Annotated in this window: 25 protein-coding genes; 11 read left to right on the top strand and 14 right to left on the bottom strand. The window is 47.7% G+C overall.

Features of this window, described 5'->3' with window-relative positions; all coding sequences use genetic code 11:
• The first annotated feature begins 7 nt into the window (after positions 1-7).
• Together dnaK and dnaJ are read left to right on the top strand one after the other, a co-directional pair.
• On the top strand, positions 8-1,939 hold the full coding sequence (gene dnaK, locus ICU98_RS07350) for a molecular chaperone DnaK (RefSeq protein WP_215336190.1): 1,932 nt from the start codon (positions 8-10) through the stop codon (positions 1,937-1,939).
• A gap of 90 nt (positions 1,940-2,029) precedes the next feature.
• A complete protein-coding gene (gene dnaJ, locus ICU98_RS07345; RefSeq protein ID WP_215336188.1) occupies positions 2,030-3,160 on the top strand; it encodes a molecular chaperone DnaJ in 1,131 nt (376 codons plus the stop codon).
• 6 nt (positions 3,161-3,166) lie between these two features.
• On the opposite strand, the gene panB is transcribed toward dnaJ, so the two are convergent.
• The 6 genes from panB to ICU98_RS07315 are packed head-to-tail and all read right to left on the bottom strand — an operon-like array spanning position 3,167 to position 8,447.
• The gene (gene panB, locus ICU98_RS07340) at positions 3,167-3,985 is read right to left on the bottom strand and encodes a 3-methyl-2-oxobutanoate hydroxymethyltransferase (RefSeq protein ID WP_215351826.1); all 819 of its coding nucleotides are present in this window, start codon (positions 3,983-3,985) and stop codon (positions 3,167-3,169) included.
• A 17-nt stretch (positions 3,986-4,002) separates the two neighbouring features.
• Positions 4,003-4,530, bottom strand: a complete 528-nt coding sequence (gene folK / locus ICU98_RS07335; RefSeq protein ID WP_215336184.1) for a 2-amino-4-hydroxy-6-hydroxymethyldihydropteridine diphosphokinase — start codon at positions 4,528-4,530, stop codon at positions 4,003-4,005.
• Positions 4,531-4,571: 41 nt separating this feature from the next.
• Positions 4,572-5,993 carry a polynucleotide adenylyltransferase PcnB gene (gene pcnB / locus ICU98_RS07330; protein ID WP_215353218.1) on the bottom strand — a complete coding sequence of 474 codons (1,422 nt, stop codon included), beginning with the start codon at positions 5,991-5,993 and terminating at the stop codon, positions 4,572-4,574.
• 4 nt (positions 5,994-5,997) lie between these two features.
• Positions 5,998-6,684, bottom strand: coding sequence for an HAD family phosphatase (locus ICU98_RS07325; protein WP_215351823.1), 687 nt, complete (start codon positions 6,682-6,684; stop codon positions 5,998-6,000).
• A complete protein-coding gene (gene hda, locus ICU98_RS07320; RefSeq protein ID WP_215336180.1) occupies positions 6,681-7,448 on the bottom strand; it encodes a DnaA regulatory inactivator Hda in 768 nt (255 codons plus the stop codon). The genes ICU98_RS07325 and hda overlap by 4 nt, the downstream gene beginning before the upstream one ends.
• 9 nt (positions 7,449-7,457) lie before the next feature.
• Positions 7,458-8,447: an AI-2E family transporter gene (locus ICU98_RS07315; RefSeq protein ID WP_215336179.1), complete on the bottom strand. Its 990-nt coding sequence runs from the start codon at positions 8,445-8,447 to the stop codon at positions 7,458-7,460.
• 72 nt (positions 8,448-8,519) lie between these two features.
• Between ICU98_RS07315 and purM the strand changes: the two genes are divergently transcribed.
• Positions 8,520-9,572 carry a phosphoribosylformylglycinamidine cyclo-ligase gene (purM, locus tag ICU98_RS07310; protein WP_215351821.1) on the top strand — a complete coding sequence of 351 codons (1,053 nt, stop codon included), beginning with the start codon at positions 8,520-8,522 and terminating at the stop codon, positions 9,570-9,572.
• Here the strand turns inward: purM and miaA are convergent.
• Entirely contained in the window at positions 9,559-10,563 is a 1,005-nt protein-coding gene (miaA, locus tag ICU98_RS07305) for a tRNA (adenosine(37)-N6)-dimethylallyltransferase MiaA (RefSeq protein WP_215351819.1), read from the bottom strand. The two genes, purM and miaA, sit on opposite strands and share 14 nt — an antisense overlap.
• A gap of 89 nt (positions 10,564-10,652) precedes the next feature.
• On the opposite strand from miaA, the gene ICU98_RS07300 reads away from it, so the two are divergent.
• Positions 10,653-11,282: a VTT domain-containing protein gene (locus ICU98_RS07300; RefSeq protein ID WP_215353213.1), complete on the top strand. Its 630-nt coding sequence runs from the start codon at positions 10,653-10,655 to the stop codon at positions 11,280-11,282.
• A 6-nt stretch (positions 11,283-11,288) separates the two neighbouring features.
• Here the strand turns inward: ICU98_RS07300 and ICU98_RS07295 are convergent, their stop codons facing one another.
• Positions 11,289-12,131 (bottom strand): SirB1 family protein, encoded by an 843-nt coding sequence (locus tag ICU98_RS07295; RefSeq protein WP_215336173.1) that lies wholly within the window; start codon positions 12,129-12,131, stop codon positions 11,289-11,291.
• Between the two features lie 5 nt (positions 12,132-12,136).
• Entirely contained in the window at positions 12,137-13,690 is a 1,554-nt protein-coding gene (gene murJ / locus ICU98_RS07290) for a murein biosynthesis integral membrane protein MurJ (RefSeq protein WP_215351817.1), read from the bottom strand.
• A gap of 165 nt (positions 13,691-13,855) precedes the next feature.
• On the opposite strand from murJ, the gene rpsT reads away from it, so the two are divergent.
• Positions 13,856-14,122 (top strand): 30S ribosomal protein S20, encoded by a 267-nt coding sequence (gene rpsT, locus ICU98_RS07285; RefSeq protein WP_112205133.1) that lies wholly within the window; start codon positions 13,856-13,858, stop codon positions 14,120-14,122.
• Positions 14,123-14,202: 80 nt separating this feature from the next.
• Here rpsT and ICU98_RS07280 read toward each other — a convergent pair whose 3' ends face one another.
• Entirely contained in the window at positions 14,203-14,511 is a 309-nt protein-coding gene (locus ICU98_RS07280; protein ID WP_215345266.1) for a DUF3579 domain-containing protein, read from the bottom strand.
• A gap of 119 nt (positions 14,512-14,630) precedes the next feature.
• Here ICU98_RS07280 and argF point away from each other — a divergent pair, with 119 nt between their 5' ends.
• Genes argF through ICU98_RS07265 form a run of 3 tightly spaced genes read left to right on the top strand, consistent with a single transcriptional unit; the run spans position 14,631 to position 17,206 of the window.
• Positions 14,631-15,611 (top strand): ornithine carbamoyltransferase, encoded by a 981-nt coding sequence (gene argF / locus ICU98_RS07275; RefSeq protein WP_215351815.1) that lies wholly within the window; start codon positions 14,631-14,633, stop codon positions 15,609-15,611.
• Positions 15,612-15,635: 24 nt separating this feature from the next.
• Entirely contained in the window at positions 15,636-16,868 is a 1,233-nt protein-coding gene (locus tag ICU98_RS07270) for an argininosuccinate synthase (RefSeq protein ID WP_215351813.1), read from the top strand.
• A gap of 32 nt (positions 16,869-16,900) precedes the next feature.
• Complete coding sequence (locus tag ICU98_RS07265; RefSeq protein WP_215336166.1) at positions 16,901-17,206, top strand: pyrimidine/purine nucleoside phosphorylase; 306 nt, start codon at positions 16,901-16,903, stop codon at positions 17,204-17,206.
• A 63-nt stretch (positions 17,207-17,269) separates the two neighbouring features.
• Here the strand turns inward: ICU98_RS07265 and ICU98_RS07260 are convergent, their stop codons facing one another.
• Positions 17,270-17,728: a DUF192 domain-containing protein gene (locus tag ICU98_RS07260; protein WP_215351811.1), complete on the bottom strand. Its 459-nt coding sequence runs from the start codon at positions 17,726-17,728 to the stop codon at positions 17,270-17,272.
• A 105-nt stretch (positions 17,729-17,833) separates the two neighbouring features.
• The gene (locus tag ICU98_RS07255; protein ID WP_112205123.1) at positions 17,834-18,037 is read right to left on the bottom strand and encodes a cold-shock protein; all 204 of its coding nucleotides are present in this window, start codon (positions 18,035-18,037) and stop codon (positions 17,834-17,836) included.
• A gap of 277 nt (positions 18,038-18,314) precedes the next feature.
• Between ICU98_RS07255 and clpS the strand changes: the two genes are divergently transcribed.
• The 3 genes from clpS to ICU98_RS07240 are packed head-to-tail and all read left to right on the top strand — an operon-like array spanning position 18,315 to position 21,237.
• Positions 18,315-18,671, top strand: coding sequence for an ATP-dependent Clp protease adapter ClpS (gene clpS / locus ICU98_RS07250; RefSeq protein WP_215336163.1), 357 nt, complete (start codon positions 18,315-18,317; stop codon positions 18,669-18,671).
• Positions 18,668-20,974 carry an ATP-dependent Clp protease ATP-binding subunit ClpA gene (gene clpA, locus ICU98_RS07245; RefSeq protein ID WP_215351808.1) on the top strand — a complete coding sequence of 769 codons (2,307 nt, stop codon included), beginning with the start codon at positions 18,668-18,670 and terminating at the stop codon, positions 20,972-20,974. Before clpS ends, clpA begins: the two co-directional genes overlap by 4 nt.
• Positions 20,975-21,003: 29 nt before the next feature.
• Positions 21,004-21,237 carry a hypothetical protein gene (locus ICU98_RS07240; RefSeq protein WP_215351805.1) on the top strand — a complete coding sequence of 78 codons (234 nt, stop codon included), beginning with the start codon at positions 21,004-21,006 and terminating at the stop codon, positions 21,235-21,237.
• A gap of 59 nt (positions 21,238-21,296) precedes the next feature.
• On the opposite strand, the gene dut is transcribed toward ICU98_RS07240, so the two are convergent.
• Together dut and coaBC are read right to left on the bottom strand one after the other, a co-directional pair.
• On the bottom strand, positions 21,297-21,746 hold the full coding sequence (gene dut, locus ICU98_RS07235) for a dUTP diphosphatase (RefSeq protein ID WP_215336159.1): 450 nt from the start codon (positions 21,744-21,746) through the stop codon (positions 21,297-21,299).
• A gap of 27 nt (positions 21,747-21,773) precedes the next feature.
• Positions 21,774-22,985, bottom strand: a complete 1,212-nt coding sequence (gene coaBC, locus ICU98_RS07230) for a bifunctional phosphopantothenoylcysteine decarboxylase/phosphopantothenate--cysteine ligase CoaBC (protein WP_215351802.1) — start codon at positions 22,983-22,985, stop codon at positions 21,774-21,776.
• Between the last annotated feature and the right edge of the window lies 1 nt (position 22,986).

Genomic DNA, 22,986 nt, shown 5'->3' with positions numbered 1-22,986 from the left:
AGCAATTATGGGAAAGATTATCGGAATCGACTTGGGAACCACGAACTCGTGCGTATCAGTCGTAGAAAACAATGCACCTAAAGTCATCGAGAATGCCGAAGGCGCTCGTACTACCCCTTCAATCATCGCCTACCTTGAGGATGGCGAAGTTTTGGTTGGCGCTCCTGCAAAACGTCAGTCAGTCACCAATCCCAAGAACACCGTTTACGCTGTTAAGCGTTTGATGGGTCGTAAGTTTGAGGATGCTGAAGTTCAGAAAGACATCAGCTTGATGCCTTACGCCATTATCAAAGCCGATAACGGAGATGCTTGGGTATCTGCTCGCGACAAAAAAATGGCGCCGCAACAAGTATCCGCAGAAGTTCTGCGTAAGATGAAAAAGACTGCCGAAGACTACCTCGGTGAAGAAGTGACCGAAGCGGTAATTACGGTTCCTGCTTACTTCAATGATAGTCAGCGTCAAGCAACTAAAGATGCTGGTCGTATTGCTGGCTTAGATGTGAAGCGCATCATCAATGAACCAACCGCAGCAGCTTTGGCATTCGGTTTAGACAAGCAAGATAAAGTCGATCGCAAGATCGCTGTGTATGACTTAGGTGGCGGTACCTTTGACGTCTCCATCATTGAGATTGCGAACGTTGATGGCGAGAAGCAATTTGAAGTGTTGTCCACTAACGGCGATACTTTCTTGGGCGGTGAAGACTTTGACCAGCGCATTATCGATTGGATTATTGCTGAGTTCAAAAAAGAGCAGGGCGTTGATCTGAGTAAAGATGTTTTGGCATTACAGCGTTTGAAAGACGCTGCTGAAAAGGCCAAGATTGAATTGTCATCAGCCCAGCAAACCGAAATCAACTTGCCTTATGTCACTGCCGATGCAGGCGGTCCAAAGCATTTGAATTTGAAGTTAACTCGTGCCAAGTTGGAATCATTGGTTGAGGAGCTGATTAACCGTACTGCCGGTCCATGCCTCACTGCGATTAAAGATGCTGGCGTCAATGTGAGTGACATTGATGACGTGATTCTGGTCGGTGGTCAAACCCGTATGCCAGCAGTTCAAGATAAAGTGAAATCCATCTTCGGTAAAGAGCCACGTAAAGATGTGAATCCCGATGAAGCCGTTGCCGTTGGCGCAGCGATTCAGGGTTCCGTATTGTCTGGTGATCGTAAAGACGTTTTGCTACTTGACGTTACCCCATTGTCATTGGGTATCGAAACCTTGGGTGGCGTCATGACCAAGATGATTCCAAAGAACACCACGATCCCTACCAAGCATTCACAGGTCTACTCTACCGCTGAAGATAATCAGCCTGCAGTAACCATTAAGTGCTTCCAAGGTGAGCGTGAGATGGCTGCAGCTAACAAACTCTTGGGTGAATTTAACCTCGAAGGTATTGGCGCTGCACCTCGTGGCCAGCCTCAAATTGAAGTGACCTTTGATATCGATGCCAACGGTATTTTGCATGTCACTGCAAAAGATAAAAACACTGGCAAAGAGAACAAGATCACTATCAAGGCCAATTCTGGTTTGACTGAAGAAGAAATTCAGCGCATGGTGAAAGATGCTGAGGCCAATGCCGAGGAAGATAAAAAAGCCTTGGAATTAGTAACTGTTCGCAATACTGCTGATGCTTTAGCTCATAGCACTAAGAAAGCCTTAGAGGAGCATGGCGCCGGTCTAGAAGCGGCTGAGAAAGAAGCGATTGAAACCGCCTTGAAAGAGCTTGATGAAGCAATTAAAGGTAGTGATAAAGCAATCATTGAAGCTAAGACAGAAGCGCTGGGTAAAGCCAGTCAGAAACTCGGCGAAAAAGTGATGGCTGCAGAGCAGGCTAAGGCAGGCGGTGCCGCTCCAGGCGCAAATCCAGGTGCACAAGCGGCCGCTCCTGATGCCGACGTGGTCGACGCTGACTTTAAAGAGGTTGATGACAAAAAGTAATAGTAAATTGTGAAGTCATTTTGTAGTGAAATAACACCAAGTCGGCCTCGTGCCGACTTGTGTCTTTCGGGTTGTTAAAGGAAACAGTTTGTGTCTAAAAGTAAACGCGATTATTACGAAGTCCTTGGGGTCTCCAGAAGCGCCACTGATGAGGAGTTAAAAAAGGCTTATCGCAAGTTGGCGATGAAGCATCATCCAGATCGCAATCCGGACAGTAAAAGTGCTGAGGCTGACTTCAAAGAAGTGAAGGAAGCTTATGAAACCTTAAGTGATTCTAATAAACGCGCCGCATATGATCAGTATGGTCATGCCGGAGTTGATCCTTCTATGGGTGGATTTGGTGGTGGCTTTGGCGGCGGTGGATTTGCAGATGCTTTTGGCGATATCTTTGGCGACATCTTTGGTCAAGCTGGTGGACGTCAGGCTGGCCCCCAAGTCTACAAAGGTGCTGACTTACGTTACAACATGGACATTACTCTTGAGCAGGCTGCGGAGGGTTACACCACGCAGATTAGAGTGCCCAGTTGGAGCAATTGCAATACTTGTCATGGTAGTGGCGCTGAGCCTGGCAGTAAGCCAGAGAAATGTCCTACTTGTGATGGCCATGGCCAAGTCCGTATTCAGCAAGGCTTCTTCTCGATGCAACAGACTTGTCCTAAGTGTCGCGGTACTGGTGAATACATTCCCAAGCCCTGCAAGAGCTGTCATGGTAGCGGTAAGTTAAAAGAACAAAAGACTTTAGAGATCAAAATTCCAGCAGGAATTGATGATGGTATGCGCGTGCGCTCAGTGGGCAATGGCGAGCCTGGTATTAATGGCGGTCCATCCGGCGATCTGTATGTCGAGGTTCGGGTAAGACCGCATCCAGTCTTTGAGCGGGATGGCAGTGATCTGCATGTGCAGATGCCGATCTCTTTTGCGACTGCCACAATGGGTGGAGAAATTGAAGTTCCAACCTTATCAGGTCGAGTAGAGTTTCCGATTCCAGAGGGCACTCAGACAGGTAAAACTTTCCGACTCCGTCATAAAGGAATGAAGGGTCTACGCTCCTCATTGGTTGGTGATCTTTTCGTGCACGTTGTTGTAGAAACCCCTGTGAAACTTTCTGAAGAGCAAAAGAAGTTATTGCAGAAATTTGATGACAGCCTGAAGTCGGGTGGTGACAAACACAACCCGAATCAAAAGGGATGGTTCGAGAGCGTGAAAAGCTTTTTTAACTAAGGGGATTTAGCCTGAGTAGCCATACTCAGGCCCTGGAAACTTGCCTGATTTCACTTCTCTAACGTAGGCTTTGACCGCGCCTTCGATGGAAGCTTGACCTTCCACAAAGTTTTTCACAAACTTTGGCTGGTGACCTGCGCTGATACCCAGCATATCTTGTAGCACCAATACCTGACCAGAGCAGTCTGGGCCGGCACCAATGCCAATCGTAGGAATTGATACAGATTCAGTGATTTGCTTACCAAGCGAAGACGGAATTGCCTCAAGCACAACCATTTGCGCACCAACTTGTTCACAAGCAAGGGCCTGTTCATGCATGATCTGCGCTGCAGTCTTGGTTTTACCTTGCACCTTAAATGAGCCGAGCAAGTGAATAGATTGTGGCAACAATCCCAGATGAGCACAAACCGGAACGCTACGCTCAACTAAGTATTGAATAATTTCGAGCTGCCAGTCGCCGCCACCTTCGAGTTTGACCATATCGGCGCCAGCGCGCATCAGCTGGGCGGCAGAATCTAGCGCTTGAATGGGGTCGCCATAGCTAGCAAAAGGCAGGTCCGCAATCAGAAAAGCATGAGTGTTGGCACGAGCGACGCACTGGGTGTGATAGACCATTTGCTCTACAGTGACAGGAGTAGTGGAGCTTTGACCCTGAATCACATTACCTAGTGAGTCCCCAATCAAAATACTTTCTACACCACAGCGATTCAGCAGTGCTGTCATAGTGGAATCGTATGCCGTCAGCATAGTGATTTTCTCTCGCTCTGCATGCATTGAGAGCAGCTTGGAGATGTTGATTGGCTTATCGCCTTGTAAGTAACCCATGGCGTGAGTTTAATGAATTACTGTGCCGATTGGCTATAAACCGTGTTTTCACCACAATTACAGTTGCGACAGGAGAGTTTTTCGATTCGTTGATGAGCAACTTTGGGTAAATGGCTCTTGAGTTCCCCGAATTGAGGGTCAAAGAAATCAGGGGCAATTTCTAGGAGGGGAAGCAAAACAAAGGAGCGTTCAATAATCCGTGGGTGGGGCAGAATTAGGTTGGTCTCATTTTGAGTAACGCCCTCAAAAAAGAGAATATCGAGGTCTAGAGTGCGGGGCGCATTTTCATAGGGACGCTCGCGACCGAACTGTTGTTCGATCGTTTGGCAGACATGGAGTAGGCCATAGGGACTCAGTTCGGTATCCACTTCAACCACTGCATTGATGTAGTCGCCGCCCAAAGCATCTACTGGAGCGCTTTGATAGAAGCAACTCTTGGCGGTGATAGTCAGCTCGCAACGCAGGGCTAGGCAAACGATGGCATCAGTGATGATCTGGCGCGTATCACCAATATTCCCACCAAATCCAATAAAGGCTTGAGCCATGTTAGTTCCAAATTTGCAATGAAACTACTTTACTGAAGTTTTTATATTTCTGCTGAACCTGCCCCACTATCCGTTGGTAAAGTGCTTTTGGGTTTTCTGCGACGGCGTCTTTTGGCTCCGGAGGGCGAGCCAGTCGAGGTGCCCACCTCATTTTTAGCTGAAACCATCAAGGCTTCTTGTCCTGCGGGGTCGGCATCGATAAAGCTAGTCCACCACTCACCTAAAGAGGCTTTTTGTTCCCCGGTGGCACACCGTAGCAACATAAAGTCATATCCCGCCCTGAAGCGAGGGGATTCGATTAAGCGGAAGGGGTAGCGTCCCACCCGTTTTTCAAAGCGGGGCTGCATAGACCAAATCTCTCGCATATCACTCTCAAAGCGACGTTGAATGGTCATGCCGCTACTCTGGGCGGCAATGGTGTCATCCATCGCAGCATGTAGCGCGGGAATATTCGACATCCCACTAGCGATATTGTTTTGCCAATTCTTCAACAACTCAGGCCATAGCAAAGTGGCAAAGAGAAAGCCTGCTGAAACACTTTTCCCTGATTGAATCCGTTGATCAGTATTGGCTAAAGCCAGTTTGACAAAATCATTAGCGGTCTTGGAGCTCTCTTTACTATCGAGAATATGATCGAGTAGCGGTAATAGGCCATGATGAAGTCCTGCTTCACGCAGACCTTGAATGGCTGCCCAGGAATAACCAGACATGAGAAGTTTGAGAATTTCATCAAACAGACGCGCTGCAGGAACATCATGAATTAATGCGCTTAATTCAGCGATGGGCGCCGCAGTTGCAGAATCTAAAGTAAAACCCGTTTTTGCTGCAAACCGAATGGCACGTAACATTCGAATCGGGTCTTCGCGATAGCGTTTGGCAGGATCCCCGATCATGCGCAAGGTTTTCTTTTGCATATCAGCCATACCGCCGTGGTAATCGAGCACGGTTTCGGTAGCGGGGTCGTAATACATGGCGTTGATTGTGAAATCGCGGCGAGCTGCGTCTTCACCTTGGGAGCCCCATACGTTGTCTCGCAAAATGCGGCCACTCTCAGCGACGTGGTCACCAGCGTTATCAAGCAGGGCACGAAAGGTCGAGACCTCAATAATTTCTGGATGAGCCTTGCCAAAAAAAGTCACATGGACGATCTGAAAGCGTCTGCCTATTAAGCGTGCTTTACGAAACAATCTCTGGACTTGGTCTGGGGTGGCATTGGTGGCTACATCAAAATCTTTAGGTCCGATACCCAGAGCCAGATCGCGAACTGCACCCCCAACAATAAAGGCCTCATAGCCTGCTTGTTGCAGTGTATGAGTGACTTTGACGGCATTTTTTGAAAGTAAATGGGGATCAATACGATGGGTTTTTTTGGGGATCCTTTTGGGCGCATGTGCAGGGCCTATGTGCGCACCGCGTTCCATAGGGTCGCGACGCATGATCCGTTTAATGAATTTAGTAATCATGAATTCATCGCTCAGTAAATAAATCGAGGATAGGCCAATTCCGTTTACTCGCTTCTTGACGCAAACGGTCATCTGGGTTCGTTGCTACTGGATGCGTCACTTTTTCTAGGAGTGGCAAGTCATTGATGGAATCTGAATAAAAATAACTTTTCTTGATCTGATCTAGAGAAAGCTGCTGGCTCTGAAGCCATTCATTCACCTTAAGAATCTTCCCCTCACGAAAACTAGGAATGCCATAGACTGCGCCAGTAAATATCGCATCAGCTTGATTGCCTAAGGTCGCTGGCTCAGTGGCTACGAGATGTTTGATACCAAATCGCTCGACGATGGGTCGCGTGACAAAGCTATTAGTGGCTGTCACAACACAACAGATATCCCCGGCATCTTGATGGCTCTTTACCAAATCGAGTGCTGCTTGTCTTAATTTGCCGGTAATGACTTCATCCATAAACGCATCGTGCCATGCTTTGAGTTGGGCACGAGAGTGTTCTGACAAGGGTTTAAGCGCAAAGCGTAAGAAGCGATCAATATCTAACTTACCCTCTTTATAGTCTTGATAGAAGCGTTCATTTTGCTCGGCATAGTATTGGCTATCAACCACCCCAATGCGGGCTAAAAATTGCCCCCACTCGTAATCGCTATCGCAGGGTAATAGTGTGTGATCAAGATCAAAAAGCGCTAATTGGGTCATGCAGTATTTTTTCCTGACTGTAAAAGTTCCCGCACTAGCGGAAGTGTCACAGCCCGTTTTGTTTCCAGTGAATAGGCATCTAAAGCATCTAACAGAGCCATTAAGTTTGGCATATCTCGATAAAACCGATTCAATAACCAAGGCAAGACTTCGGGAGAAAGCATTAAGCCACGGTCACGTGCTGCAGTCTCAAGTGCCTGTATTTTCTCATCATCATCGAGTAATTGGGTCTGAAAGATCAAACCCCAGCCCAGTCGAGTGCGTAGGTCCTCGCGTAAATGCAAATGATTAGGGGCAGCACTACCGGCCATAAATATATAGATTTCTTGGCTCGCTTGAACACTATTCAAAATTCTGAATAGGGCGGCAACCTGACGATCATCGAGTTGATCCACATCATCTACGGTGATAACAGAGGGCCGTGTATCTTGGCTCAGGCTGACTATTTTTTCTTCCAGATTGACCCAGGAAATTGGTTCATTGGGGGTTAGTGAAAAATACGCTAGCCCTAAGTCTGCTGCGGCATTGCTAATGGCTTTTAATAAATGGGAGCGTCCTGAGCCTTGTGGCCCCCACCAATAAATCCAGCGTTGATCAAGGGCGTTGGTATTGTGATTATGCTCAGGATCTTGCCAGCGACTAATGCATTTACGAAGGGCATCCACCAAAGCCAAGTCTTTGCCAGGTAAATAATTGTTCAGACTTGCGGGAGGGGTGTGGCTGAGATCGAGAGCAAATTGTCTTGGTAGAGGGGTCTTATTCATTACTGCAGTCTATTTCTGATACCAAGAGCTCTGTTGATAGCGTTGCCAAGCAAATTTGACGAGAACCAATGTCACTGCGCTAATGGGTAGTGCGAGTAATACGCCGAAGAAACCAAATAATTGCCCAAAAAATAACAAGGCAAATAACACTGCTACTGGGTGAAGTCCAATCCGCTCTCCCACTAGGCGTGGCGTAAGAAAAAAGCCCTCAATCATTTGACCGCCACCGTAAACAGCCAGGACGCCGATCATGTGAATATCGACACCGAATTGCAATAAGGTTGTGATGACCGCCAAGCTAAAACCTAAAGCAATGCCAATATAGGGAATGACAATCATTAGCGCAGTAAATACACCTAATGGAATTGCACCATTGAGCCCGACCAAAGAGAGACCGCAGCCATAGTAGGTGGCCATGATCGAAATAACAATGAACATCCCTCTGAGATATTGGGATAAGAGAGCATCCGCTTGGATTGCCAGTTGTTGAACGGTTGCTTGCGCCCTTACAGGAATTAACTTTTTGAGAAACTGAAAAAAATGATTCCAGTCGAGTAGCAAGTAAAACATTACAAAGAGAATGAGCACTGAATTAATAAAGGCAGTGGCTAAGGAGCTACCCGACATTAATACAGTGTCAAACGTTGTGCTCATCAAACTATCGGCGTTGTCGCTGAGATGTTGTGTGATCTTTTGGGTGGCTGAAGTTTTTAAACTGCCCCAATCGAGCTCAATATGGAACTGAATCAGCTTAGGCTCAAGCCAGGCTTGGATATTCTGGATCCAGTCGGGTGCCTGCGAGCGGATGAGGGGGATTTCTTGTTTTAGGAGGCCGCCAAAGAGGGCCAGAATGGAAAACAGAACGATTAAGCCCAGCACCATAGAAATTAAGGCGGCAAGAGGGTGAGGCAAGCGCTGCCGTCCAAGCCACGTGCAAACGGGTCTCAGAATGTAAGCAAGAATAAATGCTGCTAAAAAAGGAGTAAAAATTTCAGCCATCGCGTGCGATCCTCTAGAATGCAATGATTCTAACGACCAAGTGCTGTTTTTTACTAATCTTCCAGATCTGACATGACTTCATCTAGTTCCCCATCCTTCAAAGGCCTTTCCTATCGTGATGCTGGCGTCGATATTGACGCTGGGGATGATTTAGTTGATCGGATTAAACCCTTAGCCAAAAAAACCATGCGCGAGGGTGTTTTGGCTGGAATTGGAGGCTTTGGGGCTTTATTTGAGGTGCCTAAGCGCTATCAGGAGCCTGTCTTGGTGTCTGGTACCGACGGAGTCGGGACTAAGCTTCGCTTGGCTTTTGAGTGGAATCGCCACGATACCATCGGTCAAGACTTGGTGGCGATGAGTGTCAATGACATTCTGGTCCAGGGCGCTGAACCCCTCTTTTTCTTGGATTATTTTGCCTGCGGCAAGTTGACAGTAGACACTGCCGCAACTGTAGTGGGTGGCATTGCTAAAGGATGTGAGCTAGCAGGTTGCGCACTCATTGGTGGTGAAACTGCGGAAATGCCAGGAATGTATCCCCCAGGTGAATATGATCTTGCGGGATTTGCGGTAGGTGCAGTTGAGAAATCCAAAATTATTAATGGCTCAACCATTGTCCCTGGCGATGTCGTGCTTGCGATCGCCTCTAGCGGCGCGCACTCTAATGGTTACTCATTGGTTCGAAAAATTATTGAGCGGGCCGGCGCAAAGCCAAGCGATGATCTTGGAGGTCTGGCTCTCGGCGATGTCGTAATGGCTCCAACCGAAATCTATGTCAAGCCTCTCTTGAAGTTAATTGGCGAGCTGAACGTTAAAGGTATGGCCCATATCACCGGTGGTGGTTTGGTGGATAACGTCCCTCGCGTGCTTCCGGAAAATACGCAAGCAGTCTTGCATCGGGATAGCTGGGAAATGCCCGCACTCTTTCGTTGGTTACAAATGAAGGGCGGCGTTGCCGACGCAGAAATGGTTCGGGTCTTTAACTGCGGCATTGGGATGGTGGTGATCGTTTCCCCTGATCAGGCTGATACTGCGATTGCTTCATTAGCAACCCAAGGGCTCAAAGCGTGGGTCGTGGGTGAAGTACGCGAACTTCCACCAGGTGCCCCACAAACTATCGTTGTTTAAGGTCTTGTAGGATATCTTGGCAGAAGTCCAGAGCGGATGCGAGCTCAATTGGACTAAAAGAATCAAACACTTTGCGTCCTGCGATCGCTCTAAGCCACGTAAGCTGACGTTTACCAAGTTGTCTGGTAGCTGCTAAGGCCTTGTAGCGCATCTCTTCCAAAGTTATTTTGCCTTCCAAATACTCCCATGCCTGTCGGTAGCCGACGGAGCGAATCGCTGGTAAGTCAGCATGAAGTCCGGGATTTTGTCGTAAGCCTTCAACCTCTTCTATAAACCCCTGCTTGAGCATTTGATCGAACCGCTTCTCGAGTAAGCCGTGGAGTTTTGCGCGATCACTTGGCTCTAGAGAAACTAATGTGATCCATGAGGGAATGTCGGAGCCCTCGCGACCATCTTCGATCGGCGTATCAGCCAACCATGCAGACATGCTTTTACCGGTGGCCTCGTAAACCTCTAATGCACGTTGCACGCGTTGTGAATCATTAGGCTCAAGGCGTTGGGCTGTGATGGGATCAATCAAGGATAGTTTTTGATGCATTGCAGGCCAGCCGAATTGTTTTCCTTCTTCATCAAGGCGAGCACGAATCTCTGGGTTGGCCGGAGGCAGGCTCGAGAGACCAAAGGCCCATGCCCGCCAATAAAGCATAGTGCCGCCAACAATGATTGGAATGTTGCCGCGCTCACGAATAGTAGTGCAGAGTTTTTTTGCATCGTTTGCAAAGCGCGCAGCTGAATAGGACTCAGTTGGGTCCAAAATATCAATCAGATGGTGAGGTACTGCAGCTCGTTCGGCGAGCGTGGGCTTAGCGCTACCGATATCAAGACCGCGATAGACCAAGGCAGAATCCATGCTGATGATTTCAAGAGCTTGCCCTCGAGATTGGGCCTGTTCCGCTAGCATCATCGCTAGATGGGTTTTGCCGGAGCCAGTCGGACCAACAATACATAAGACTGGTGAATGCTCGGGCTGAATGTGAAGTTCAGTTTGCATACCAAATTATAGGGTCAATGTATTGATCGCACAGCCTGTTAATATCACTTCCAAGCAAATGATTGGAGCAAAGATTGATTGATACCTTAATGCAATTGGGCGACCTGTTTTTACACATTGATCGCCACTTAGATTTAGTCATTGCGCAATATGGTTACTGGGCTTATGGCTTTTTGTTTGCTATCGTTTTTGCAGAAACGGGCTTAGTAGTTGCCCCCTTTCTACCAGGCGACTCTTTACTCTTTATTGCCGGCGCCTATTGTGCGACAGAGCATTTCAATATGGGTACGCTGTCGATTGGCTTGGTATTGGCTGCAGTATTGGGCAATACCGTGAACTATTTCATTGGGCGCTGGATTGGCCATCGGGTCTTTAGTAGTCAATCGCGTTGGATCGATCAAAAAGCTTTGCGTAAGACGCACGGCTTCTATGAAAAGCATGGCGGTAAGACGATTGTATTAGCCAGATTCTTGCCAATTATTCGGACCTTTGCACCATTCATTGCCGGCGTCTCGGAAATGAACTTCGCCCGCTTTCAATTGTTCAATATCACAGGTGCGCTATTGTGGGTAGTTATCTTGGTAGTGGCAGGATATTTTTTTGGAAACATTCCCGTGATTCGTCAGAACCTCAACATCATCGTTTTAATTGGGGTTGGTGCTGCTGCGCTGCCAGTAATTCTGGCTGGTCTCTATAAAATCTTTAAGTCCAAATCCTAAGTTGCTTTAATGCAGCTTGGTTTGGCCCTCGAGAGTGGCAATGTGATCCCGAATTTCAGTCGCATCTTCTGCCTCGGGTGATTCGCGCAAATACCGCTGCATATCGGCTAAGGCTGGACGCAAATACTCCAGTTGGGCAAAGATGAGTCCGCGATCCCGAATTTCTTCCAATGAATCGGGTAGCAAAATCACTAGACGCTCTTGAACACCGAGGAGGCGTTCCCAGCGCTCATGTTCGGAGTAGATCATTTTCAGGTTTCTCAAAAAGCGCGACAGAATTTCTCTGGGGCTTGAGGCACGCAAAAAGATATTCAAGGGTAAGCTCAGTTCACCGCGGTAACCCTTGGCATCTAGGTATGGGTCAAGCATCTCTTGCAATTCATTTTTCGAGAGAGAGGCGCCAGTAAGCGGATCCATGATGATCTCGCCTTGCTGTAAAGAGATGCGCATCATGAAGTGATTCGGAAAAGAAACCCCGCGGATCTTCAAGCCAATTTGATTGCCTAACTCCATCATCAGAATGGCAAGCGAAATGGGGATGCCACGACGGTTATCAATAATCTGATGCAGATATGAATTTTCAGGCGCGTAGAAATCGTTTGGGTTGGGACCAAAACCGAGTTCGGTATAAAAATAATGTTTCAGAATCTGCAGACGCTGAATCGCAGAAGTTTCCGGCGTAATACGCGTCTTGAGTTTCTCTGCCATTTGATCAATATGATCAAGTACTCCTTGCACATCCAGGTCGGGGTAGGCGTGCTGGGCAATCGCGATGGCCGCTTCAGTTAAGGGGAGGTGTTCGTCCTCAGCAACTAAGGAGGCGAAGTAGTCGAGTTGTTGAGTTGGCATAACTCCTATTTTGCATGACGTAGAAATTTTTGCCAGCGAATTCCGACTAAAGCCAGGGCGGCAAAGTAAACGGCGCCGGCGGCGATTAACCAGCCTGCTAATAAGCCAATACGGGTCCAGGGCGCCGAGCGTAGCTCAATCCAGTCATGGGCTCCAGCTGCGTAATACAGCAGCAGGGAGAAGGGGATGAGCGCAAAAAATAATTGGGCCAAGTATTTCCCCCAAGGATGAGATGGTAAAGCGCCACGCTTACTCAGGCCTATCCATAAAAGGCTAGCGTTGAGGCAAGCGCCCACTCCCACTGAAAGTGCCAAGCCAGCATGACCGAGCCAAGGAACAAAAATAAGATTGGCTAGCTGAGTGCAGACCAAGACGATCAGACCAATCTTGACGGGTGTGCGGATATCTTGGCGAGAATAAAAACCAGGAGCCAAAATTTTGACCAGGATGAGGCCGATGAGGCCAACACCGTAAGCTGACAGCGCATGCTGGGTCATGACCACATCAACCGCGTTAAATTTGCCGTAGTGATAAAGCGCTGCCGCAATCGGTTGTCCAAACAAAAAGAGGGCAATGGCGCAGGGCGCTGCCAACAGGAAAGTCAATTGCAGCCCCCAGATTAGCAATTCTCCAGCGTGCTCTAAATCGTTTTGCGCATTTGCTTTGCTGAGGCTGGGAAGTAAAACGGTACCGAGAGCAACACCCAGCAATGCCGTGGGAAACTCCATCAGTCGATCTGCATAGGACAACCAGGAAACACTTCCAGCTGGCAAACGAGAGGCGATATTGGTATTGATAATGAGCGAGATTTGCGCTACCGATACCGCAAAGACTGCAGGACCCATCAGGCGGAGGACTCGGCGAGCCTCGGGATTGCGAACTGCACTGACAATTGCGCCGGGCAAGAGCGCGATGCGAGGTAAGAGCCCCAAGCGAGATAGGGCTGGAATCTGAATTGCTAATTGCAGAACACCGCCCAACAGAACGCCGCAAGCGAGGCCATAAATGGGTTGCGCCAGAAGCGGCGAGAGAAAAATCGCCCCAGCGATCAGAGAAAGATTGAGAAGAACAGGAGTAAAAGCCGGAATAGCGAAGCGCTGGAAGGTGTTGAGGATCCCCGCTGAGAGTGAGACCATCGATATCAAGCCGATATAGGGAAACATGATGCGGGTCATGACGACGCTTGCCTCATAGGCAGGACCACCATCAAAACCCGTTGCAATCACCATAATGAGAACTGGGGCAGCCAAAACGCCCAAAATGACCGTTAGGAGTAGGGCCCAAAACAAGAGGGTTGCCACCGCATTGATCAGGATTTGGGATTGCTTAACGCCCCCCTGGCTGGAGACCTCCCCCAAAATCGGCACAAATGCTTGGGAAAAGGCTCCCTCGGCAAAGAGGCGCCGCAGCAAATTAGGGAGTCGGAAGGCCACATTAAAGGCGTCTGTCCACTCTGAAGCCCCAAAGCTACGGGCAATCAGCGTTTCTCTAAGGAGTCCCGTAATACGGGAAATCATGGTCAGGGAACTGACTTTGGCGGCAGCAGAAAGCAGGTTCATGGGGGGATTTTCCCCTATTTATCAAGCAACTGGGCTTTTTTGAGCCTTTCGGGTAAAATCTTGGGTTTTGGTGGGCTCCTTCCTTCAAGGAAGTCAGACGGTGGCAGTCCAAAAGAATTTTTTAACGAATCGTAGTTTGTAATTTTTTAGGCAAGGTTTAAAGAGATGGCCAATACCGCACAAGCGCGTAAACGCGCACGGCAGGCAGTAAAACAGAATGAGCACAATTCCAGCTTACGTTCTAAGCTGCGTACTTCTATTAAGACAGTACGTAAAGCAATTGAGGCTGGTGATAAAGCAACCGCTGCAAAAGTTTTCGCAGCAACCCAAGCTACTATCGACAAGATTGCTGACAAGAAGATTGCTCATAAAAATACTGCAGCACGTCAGAAGTCCCGTTTGTCTGCAGCTATCAAGGCAATGGCAGCGTAAGTTTTTTAGATTTACTGGCTGGCAAGGGAGTGTTCTTGCCCGAGCCCGCTCCTGATCCGAGCGGGTTTTTGTTTTTAAGACTAGGTGCGTGATTGAGGTTCGAACTCACAAGCCTCTTCAATTGGCAGTCCATTGTCTTTGGCAAAGTTCACGACAAAGTCGAGTGCGCGTGGGTCGAGGTCTCCCAATCGAGTATCGATTACAACGCATTTGACTTGTGCGATCAGGACAGGTGTTACGTAGGGTGAGTAGGTAAAGCGAGGGTCTCCAGATTCACCTGGGGGTCTGAAGGATGCCATCACACCGCACAGGCGTTCAGCCCAATCGCTGGGCCTAAAGGGCTTGCCTGAGCTTGTAATGCCTTGAATAAAAAGCTTTTTGTGGTTCAAGTTTGCGTCAGCGTTAGAGTAAAGAATCAAAGTAGCTCAGATCACTAGCTTAACAGTGCAAAGTGGTCTTAAGATGACTTTAGTAATTATTTTTATGTAGATGAATGTTGGTATAAAAAATGCAAGCTCAAAATGCAGTAGCTAGCTCCACCAAAACTTCTCTGGCAAAACCCCAGGTCCCAGGGCAGGTCAAACACTACTTACAGTTTGCTGATCTCACTCGTGAGGAGTATGACTACCTCTTATTGAGAGCGGCTTGGCTGAAGGCGCAATTCAAAAGCTACGAGACTTGGCATCCATTACATGATCGTACGCTTGCGATGATCTTTGAGAAGCACTCTACTCGAACCCGTCTGTCTTTCGAGGCAGGCATTCATCAGCTCGGCGGACATGCGGTTTATCTCAATACCCGTGACACCCAATTGGGCCGTGGTGAACCAGTTGAAGACGCAGCCCAAGTCATTTCTCGAATGACTGACATTATTATGATTCGCACCTTCGGTCAGGAGATTATTGAGCGCTTTGCTGCAAACTCCCGTGTGCCAGTAATCAATGGCTTAACCAACGAATACCATCCATGCCAAGTGTTGGCAGATATCTTCACTTTTGTGGAGACGCGTGGCCCCATACAGGGCAAGACAGTAGCTTGGGTGGGTGATGCCAATAATATGGCTTACACCTGGTTGCAGGCTGCTGAGAAACTCGATTTCCAATTACGCTTCTCTGCCCCAGCTGGTTATCAGTTAGATATGTCTCGTATTAGTGGGAACGCTTTAAAACATCTGACCATATGCGCTGATCCTAAAGAAGCCTGTAAAGCTGCTGATCTAGTGACAACAGATGTTTGGACCAGTATGGGCTACGAAGAAGAAAATACCTCCCGTATGACTGCATTCAAAGACTGGATTGTTTCTCAAGAACTGATGTCCGTAGCAAAGCCCAATGCCGTATTTATGCATTGTTTGCCCGCGCATCGTGGTGAGGAAGTGACAGCAGAAGTGATTGATGGTCCCCAAAGCGTTGTGTGGGAAGAAGCAGAAAATCGTTTGCATGTTCAAAAAGCCTTGATGGAGTATTTGCTCTGCGGTCGTTTGGATTAAATATTTTTTGGATTGAATGGAACTATGTCTGATATTAAAAAAGCCGTACTAGCCTACTCAGGTGGTCTCGATACCAGTGTGATCTTGAAATGGTTGCAAGATACCTATCAATGTGAAATCGTTACCTTTACGGCTGACTTAGGCCAAGGCGAAGAGCTTGAACCTGCAAGAATCAAGGCTCTGCAATTTGGTATCAAGCCCGAAAATATTTTTATCGATGATCTGCGTGAAGAGTTTGTGCGTGATTTTGTATTCCCGATGTTCCGCGCCAATACGGTTTATGAAGGCGAGTATTTGCTGGGTACTTCAATCGCAAGACCGTTGATTGCTAAACGCCAAATTGAGATCGCTCGCAAAACGGGTGCTGATGCGGTATCGCACGGTGCTACTGGTAAAGGTAACGATCAGGTGCGTTTCGAGCTGGGTTATTACGCTCTTGAGCCTGGCATTAAAGTCATTGCACCTTGGCGCGAGTGGGATCTACTCTCTCGTGAAAAATTGATGGCCTACGCTGAAAAGCATGGCATTCCAGTCGAGATGAAACATAAGCAGGGTGGCTCACCGTATTCAATGGATGCAAATCTCTTGCATATCAGCTATGAAGGTCGTCATCTCGAGAATCCCAACGCTGAAGCGGAAGAATCCATGTGGCGTTGGACGGTGTCTCCAGAGAAGGCTCCTGATGCGGCTCAAATTATTGAAATTGAATTTCGTGCCGGTGACCCAGTTGCCATTGATGGCAAGGCCCACAAGCCTCATGAGCTATTGGCTGAGCTCAATCGCTTAGGTGGTATGCATGGTATTGGGCGCTTAGATTTGGTTGAAAATCGTTTTGTCGGCATGAAGAGTCGTGGTTGTTATGAGACGCCGGGCGGCACTATTCTGCTCAAGGCTCACCGCGGAATCGAAAGCATCACCCTTGATCGCGAAGTGGCACACTTGAAAGACGACTTGATGCCACGGTATGCCAGCCTGATTTATAACGGCCTCTGGTGGTCTCCTGAGCGCTTGGCTTTACAAACCTTGATCGATCATACCCAACAACAAGTGAATGGCGTAGTTCGCCTCAAACTCTATAAAGGTTCTGTGTCCGTGATTTCAAGAGATTCCGCGAATACACTGTTTGATCAGAATATTGCGACTTTTGATGATGATGGTGGTGCGTATAACCAAGCAGATGCTGGTGGCTTTATTAAGCTCAATGCCTTACGGATGCGGATTGCTGAAATTGCAAAACGCAAGCGGGCTGCCAAGTAATCATTCATTTATATCGAATAGAAAGAATCTCTATGCAATTTGATCAAGTTTCCGTAGGTAAAAAAGCCAATGTCTTTTTTGACGGTAAATGTGTTTCCCATACCGTCACCATGCCAAATGGTGTTCGTAAGTCAGTTGGTGTTGTCTTACCTAGCACTTTACGTTTTGACCTTAGCACTAAAGAAGTGATGGAAGTCGTAGATGGCAATGCCTTTGTTAGTATCAATGGCGCTCCTGAGGAGGAGTTCAAGGCAGGCCAGAGTTGGACGGTTGAGAAGGGTGGCTATTTTATTATTCGCGCCGAAGCGCCAGTGCACTACGTTTGCCACTTTGAATAAGCGCTTTGTATGCAAAAGAAAAAGCAGACCTAGGTCTGCTTTTTTATTCATCTTAAAACGGCGCTATCTTTTAGGTAGCCCCTGAATCATATTGCCTGGAACAATCACTCGGTCAGAGAACCACCCTTTGTTCATTTCTAGAGCATAGCGAATGGGTGCCTTAGGGCAATGATTATTGGTCGTGTCTGCTTGCATCTCTTCAATATTGATAATTTTGCCGTCATCAGCAATAAATGCAATGGAGAGTGGTAGCTTAGTATTCTTCATCCAAAAGCAATTGCCTGCCTTTTGCTCAAAGATAAAAAGCATGCCGGAGTTCATTGGCAAGCTAGTTCGATTCATTAACCCGACTTCTCTGAGATTGGGATTGTCTGCAACTTCGGCTTGAATGGCGTACATGCCTGCTTTGAGTTCAATTGTGGGCAAGCCAGAATTGACTTGGGCATTCGCAGAGAAAGATATAGCGGTAAGTAGGGCTATGCAAATGCGTTGCGCAAAAAATAGATGAGAGTTTTGGTTCATAGCGAAGTGGTTTGCCTATAAAAAAAGTATTTTATGGGAAGGAAATTGCAGACGAAAAAAAACCCAGGAACAAGTCCTGGGCTTCTCATAGTGATCTATGGTCTATCAAGCACCTTGAATATTGGTAGCTTGTTTTCCTTTAGGACCTTGGGTAATGTCAAACGTTACCTTCTGGCCTTCTTTGAGGGTTTTGAAACCCGCCATAGTAATCGCGCTGAAGTGCGCGAACAACTCTTCTTCACCATCATCAGGTTTGATAAATCCAAAACCTTTTGCATCATTGAACCACTTAACAATTCCGGTCGCCATGCGAACTCCATTACATAAACTTAAAACAACCGTGAAGAGGGTGAATACTTTTTAATCAGTCTCGCTCCACAACACGCCTAAATAGAACTTCTTTTTGAAGCCTACCCCCGATTGTTTGCCCTTTTCCCAAGTGTGTCAAGGAGTTATGTGCATATAAAGACATGAAAACCCCCCTTTTTTTATCAAAAAATGCCCCAATATAGGGTTATGGCCTAGTTAAAGAGGAATTTTCTCCTCTAAGCCCCTGTAAATTGAAGTTTGCTGATCTGTGTTTAGAATGGTTCTCATGAGTCGCACTCCCAAAAATCCCGTATCTGGAAATCCTGTTAATCCTCATGTAGAGGACACGATTCTGCTTGAAAAACAAGCCGAGAAATTGAAGGCGCCATCGATGTTCAAGGTCTTGTTAATGAATGACGATTACACCCCGATGGAGTTTGTCGTGATGGTCATTCAGGAGTATTTCAATAAAGACCACGAAACAGCGACGCGCATCATGTTGCAAGTTCATTTGGCCGGCAAAGGTGTTTGCGGAATTTTTACCCGGGATGTTGCTGCTACCAAAGTTCATCAAGTTGTCGAGCTCTCCCGCGAAGCGGGCCACCCATTACAGTGCACCATGGAGGAAGTATGATTGCCCAGGAATTAGAAGTCAGTTTGCACATGGCCTTTGTTGACGCAAGGGCAGCTCGACATGAATTCATTACGGTGGAGCATTTGCTCGCTGCACTGCTTGATAACGCTACAGCGGTGGAAGTTCTGAAAGCTTGTGCAGTCAATATTGCAGAGTTGCGTGCTCAACTGAAAAATTTTATTAACGACAACACGCCGATCGTGCCAGGTAATGATGAAGTCGATACTCAGCCTACTTTAGGATTTCAGCGGGTGATTCAGCGTGCCATCATGCATGTTCAATCGACCTCGAGTGGTAAAAAAGAAGTGACTGGTGCGAACGTCCTAGTAGCAATCTTTGGTGAAAAAGATTCGCATGCAGTGTATTTCTTGCAGCAGCAGGGTGTAACCCGCCTTGACGTGGTTAACTTTATTAGCCACGGCGTTCGTAAAGACCAAACTGAGCATGCTAAGCCCGCTGACCCTGCTCAAGAGTCTGAGGAGGCTGCATCAGGTGGTAAGGAAAGTCCGCTCGACCAATATACCCAAAACCTCAATGCCTTGGCGCGTCAGGGCAAGATTGATCCCTTGATTGGGCGCGAAGCTGAAGTTGAGCGCGTGATTCAAGTGCTGTGTCGTCGTCGTAAAAATAATCCACTCTTAGTGGGTGAGGCGGGCGTAGGTAAGACTGCCATTGCAGAAGGCTTGGCTTGGAGAATTGTGAAAGGTGATGTTCCTGAGATTTTGGCTGATGCAACGGTCTACTCGCTCGATATGGGCGCCTTACTTGCGGGTACTAAATATCGCGGTGACTTTGAGCAACGCTTGAAGAGTGTTCTGAAATCATTAAAAGATAGTGCACACGGTATTCTATTTATTGATGAGATTCATACTTTGATTGGTGCAGGTGCTGCATCGGGTGGAACCTTGGATGCGAGTAATTTGCTCAAACCAGCCTTATCCAATGGTCAGCTCAAATGCATTGGCGCAACAACATTTACAGAGTACCGTGGTATTTTTGAAAAAGATGCAGCACTCTCACGCCGTTTTCAAAAGGTCGATGTGGTTGAGCCAACCGTTGATCAAACCGTACAAATTCTGCGTGGTCTGAAGTCTCGCTTCGAAGAGCACCATAGTGTCAAGTATGCCGCTGCAGCTCTAGTGGCTGCTGCAGAGCTTTCCTCGCGCTATATCAACGATCGTCATTTACCTGATAAGGCGATTGATGTGATTGATGAGGCTGGTGCTGCTCAGCGTATTCTGCCAAAGTCTAAACAGAAGAAAACAATCGGCCGCCCAGAGATTGAAGAGATTGTGGCGAAGATTGCCCGTATACCACCCCAATCAGTCACAGTGGATGACCGTAGCAAGCTACAAACCTTAGATCGCGATATTAAGAGCGTGGTGTTTGGTCAAGACCCTGCGATTGAAGCTTTGGCAAGCGCCATCAAGATGACTCGGGCTGGCTTAGGTAAGATCGATCGACCAATTGGCTCATTCTTATTCTCTGGGCCAACTGGAGTCGGTAAGACCGAGGTAGCAAAACAACTTGCCTATATCTTAGGGATTGAATTACTACGCTTTGATATGTCTGAGTACATGGAGCGTCATGCTGTCAGTCGCTTGATTGGCGCTCCTCCTGGTTACGTGGGTTTCGATCAGGGCGGTTTGCTGACCGAGGCTGTCAATAAGAAGCCGCATTGCGTATTGCTATTGGATGAGATTGAAAAAGCCCATCCTGATATTTTCAATATCTTGTTGCAAGTAATGGATCATGGCACTCTGACAGATAACAATGGCCGTAAAACTGACTTCAGAAACGTCATCATCATTATGACCACGAATGCTGGTGCGGAAGCCATGCAGAAGGCGACCATTGGCTTCACCAATGCGCGTGAGTCTGGTGACGAGATGGCGGATATTAAGAAGTTCTTCACACCCGAGTTCCGCAACCGCTTGGATGCCATTGTCTCCTTTAAGGCCTTGGATGAATCCATCATCATGCGGGTGGTTGATAAGTTCTTAATGCAGCTTGAAGAGCAGTTGCACGAGAAGAAGGTAGATGCGACTTTTAGCCCAGCGCTGCGCAGCCATTTGGCAAAGCATGGCTTCGATCCTCTCATGGGTGCACGTCCAATGCAGCGGATTATTCAAGACACGGTTCGCAAAGCCTTGGCTGATGAATTGCTCTTTGGCAAATTAGCCCAGGGTGGTCATGTGGCTGTAGATATTGATGCTGATGGCAAAGTGTTGCTCGAGTTTGATGCGCCAAGCATTCCAAAGGCGCCTACTAAGGCAGATATAGCCCCTGCCGAAGAAATTTAATTTACCAATCTAAAAACAAAAAGGACAAAATGTCACATCACGATAAATTACTCAGTGCCCTAGAAACTTATAAGGCTGAAAACGAAAAGTTTATGGGTAATGGTGTTAAAGCTTCGGCTGCTCGCGCTCGTAAGGCTTTGCAAGAAATTGCTGGATCTTGCAAAGAGCGTCGTAAAGAAATTACTGCTGAGAAAGAATCACGCGAAGGTAAGGGCGCCGGTATGTCACAAGATGCTGCTCGTCATGCACATATCCGTAAGTAAGCAGATTTAGTGATCGTTAAAAAACCACCCGCGGGTGGTTTTTTTATTTGAGGCTCTACTCACGCTCTACCAGTACTGCCAAAACCACTAGCCCCACGACTAGTCTCTGCAAATTCTTCGACTATCTTGAGTTCAACCTGTTGCACAGGCACGATGACTAACTGCGCAAGGCGTTCCATAGGCTCCAGTTTGAATGGGGTTGATCCTCTATTCCAAGTGCTCACCATGAGTTGTCCTTGGTAATCGGAATCAATTAAGCCTACAAGGTTTCCCAAAACAATCCCATGCTTGTGGCCCAAGCCAGAGCGCGGCAGAATCAGCGCAGCATAGGCTGGATTCTCCACATAGATGGCTAGACCTGTTGGTACGAGTATCGTCTGACCGGGGGCAATCTCAATGGCTTGATCAATACAAGCGCGCAGATCAAGACCTGCGCTACCAGGGGTGCCATAGGTGGGTAATTGTGAACGCATCCGTTCATCGAGAATTTTGACTTGCAATGCTTGCATGGGATTTCCTAAAACGAGGAGAGTGATTTAAATCTTTTTGGCGACAAGTTGCACCAGCTGACGAGCGAGTAATAACTTATCGGCTTTTTTGAGTACTTTGCTACCAGCGGCATCAATCACCAGTAATTGATTGAGATCGCTACCAAAGGTGTCGGGACCAATATTACCAACAATCATCGGAATCCCTTTGCGCTTGCGTTTCTCGGCAGCATGTTCCGCAAGAGCAGAAGATTCTGCAGCAAAGCCGACACAGTAAGGGCGGGGTTTGCCGGCCTTAGTCTTTGCTGTGCTGGCCATATCTAACAAAATATCTGGGTTTGCTACGAAGTCTAATGCTGGGATCTTGCCGCCTTGCCGTTTGATTTTTTCTTTTGAAGGTTTGGCAATACCCCAATCTGCTACGGCTGCAACTGCAAAGAAAATATCGCAGTCAGTTGCTTGCATTGCGGCTGCATGCATTACTTTTGCGCTAGTCACATTGGTGCGGATAATTTTTCCGCTGCTGAGTAGGGGGGTGTCCAGTTCACAGGGGCCAGCAATAAGATGAACCTCTGCACCCGCTTCAATAGCTGCCCGAGCAATTGCAAAGCCCATCTTACCGGAGCTCAAATTGGTAATACCGCGGACGGGGTCAATGGCTTCGAAGGTCGGGCCTGCCGTGATTAAGACACGTTTTCCCTTGAGTGGCTTAGGTTGAAAGAAAGCAATCAGCTGTTCGGTAATCTCACCAGGTTCGAGCATTCTTCCCATACCAGTCTCGCCACAGGCTTGACTACCGCTAGCTGGACCCAGAATCGATACACCATCAGACTCCAGGCGTTTCACGCTGCGTTGAGTTGCTGGGTGATCCCACATCTGACGATTCATAGCGGGCGCTAGTAGCAGAGGACATTCTCTTGCAAGGCAAAGGGTACTTAATAAGTCGTCAGCCAAACCAAGTGAGAGTTTTGCCATCAGGTCTGCGCTGGCTGGGGCAATGAGAATTGCATCCGCACCACGAGAGAGCTCGATGTGCGCCATATTGTTAGCAATACTCTGATCCCATTGGGAGGTGAAGACCGGATTGCCACTTAAAGCCTGCATGGTTACAGGCGTAATAAATTGCTGAGCAGCATTAGTCATCACTACTTGAACCTGGGCGCCTTCCTGAATCAGTTGACGCACTAATTCAGCCGACTTATAGGCAGCGATTCCCCCGGAGATACCGAGGACAATTTTTTTGTTCAAAAGTGATTGCATG

Source organism: Polynucleobacter sp. MWH-P3-07-1 (genome assembly GCF_018687555.1).
Classification (GTDB): Bacteria; Pseudomonadota; Gammaproteobacteria; order Burkholderiales; family Burkholderiaceae; genus Polynucleobacter.
This window is presented reverse-complemented; position numbering and strand designations above follow the sequence as displayed.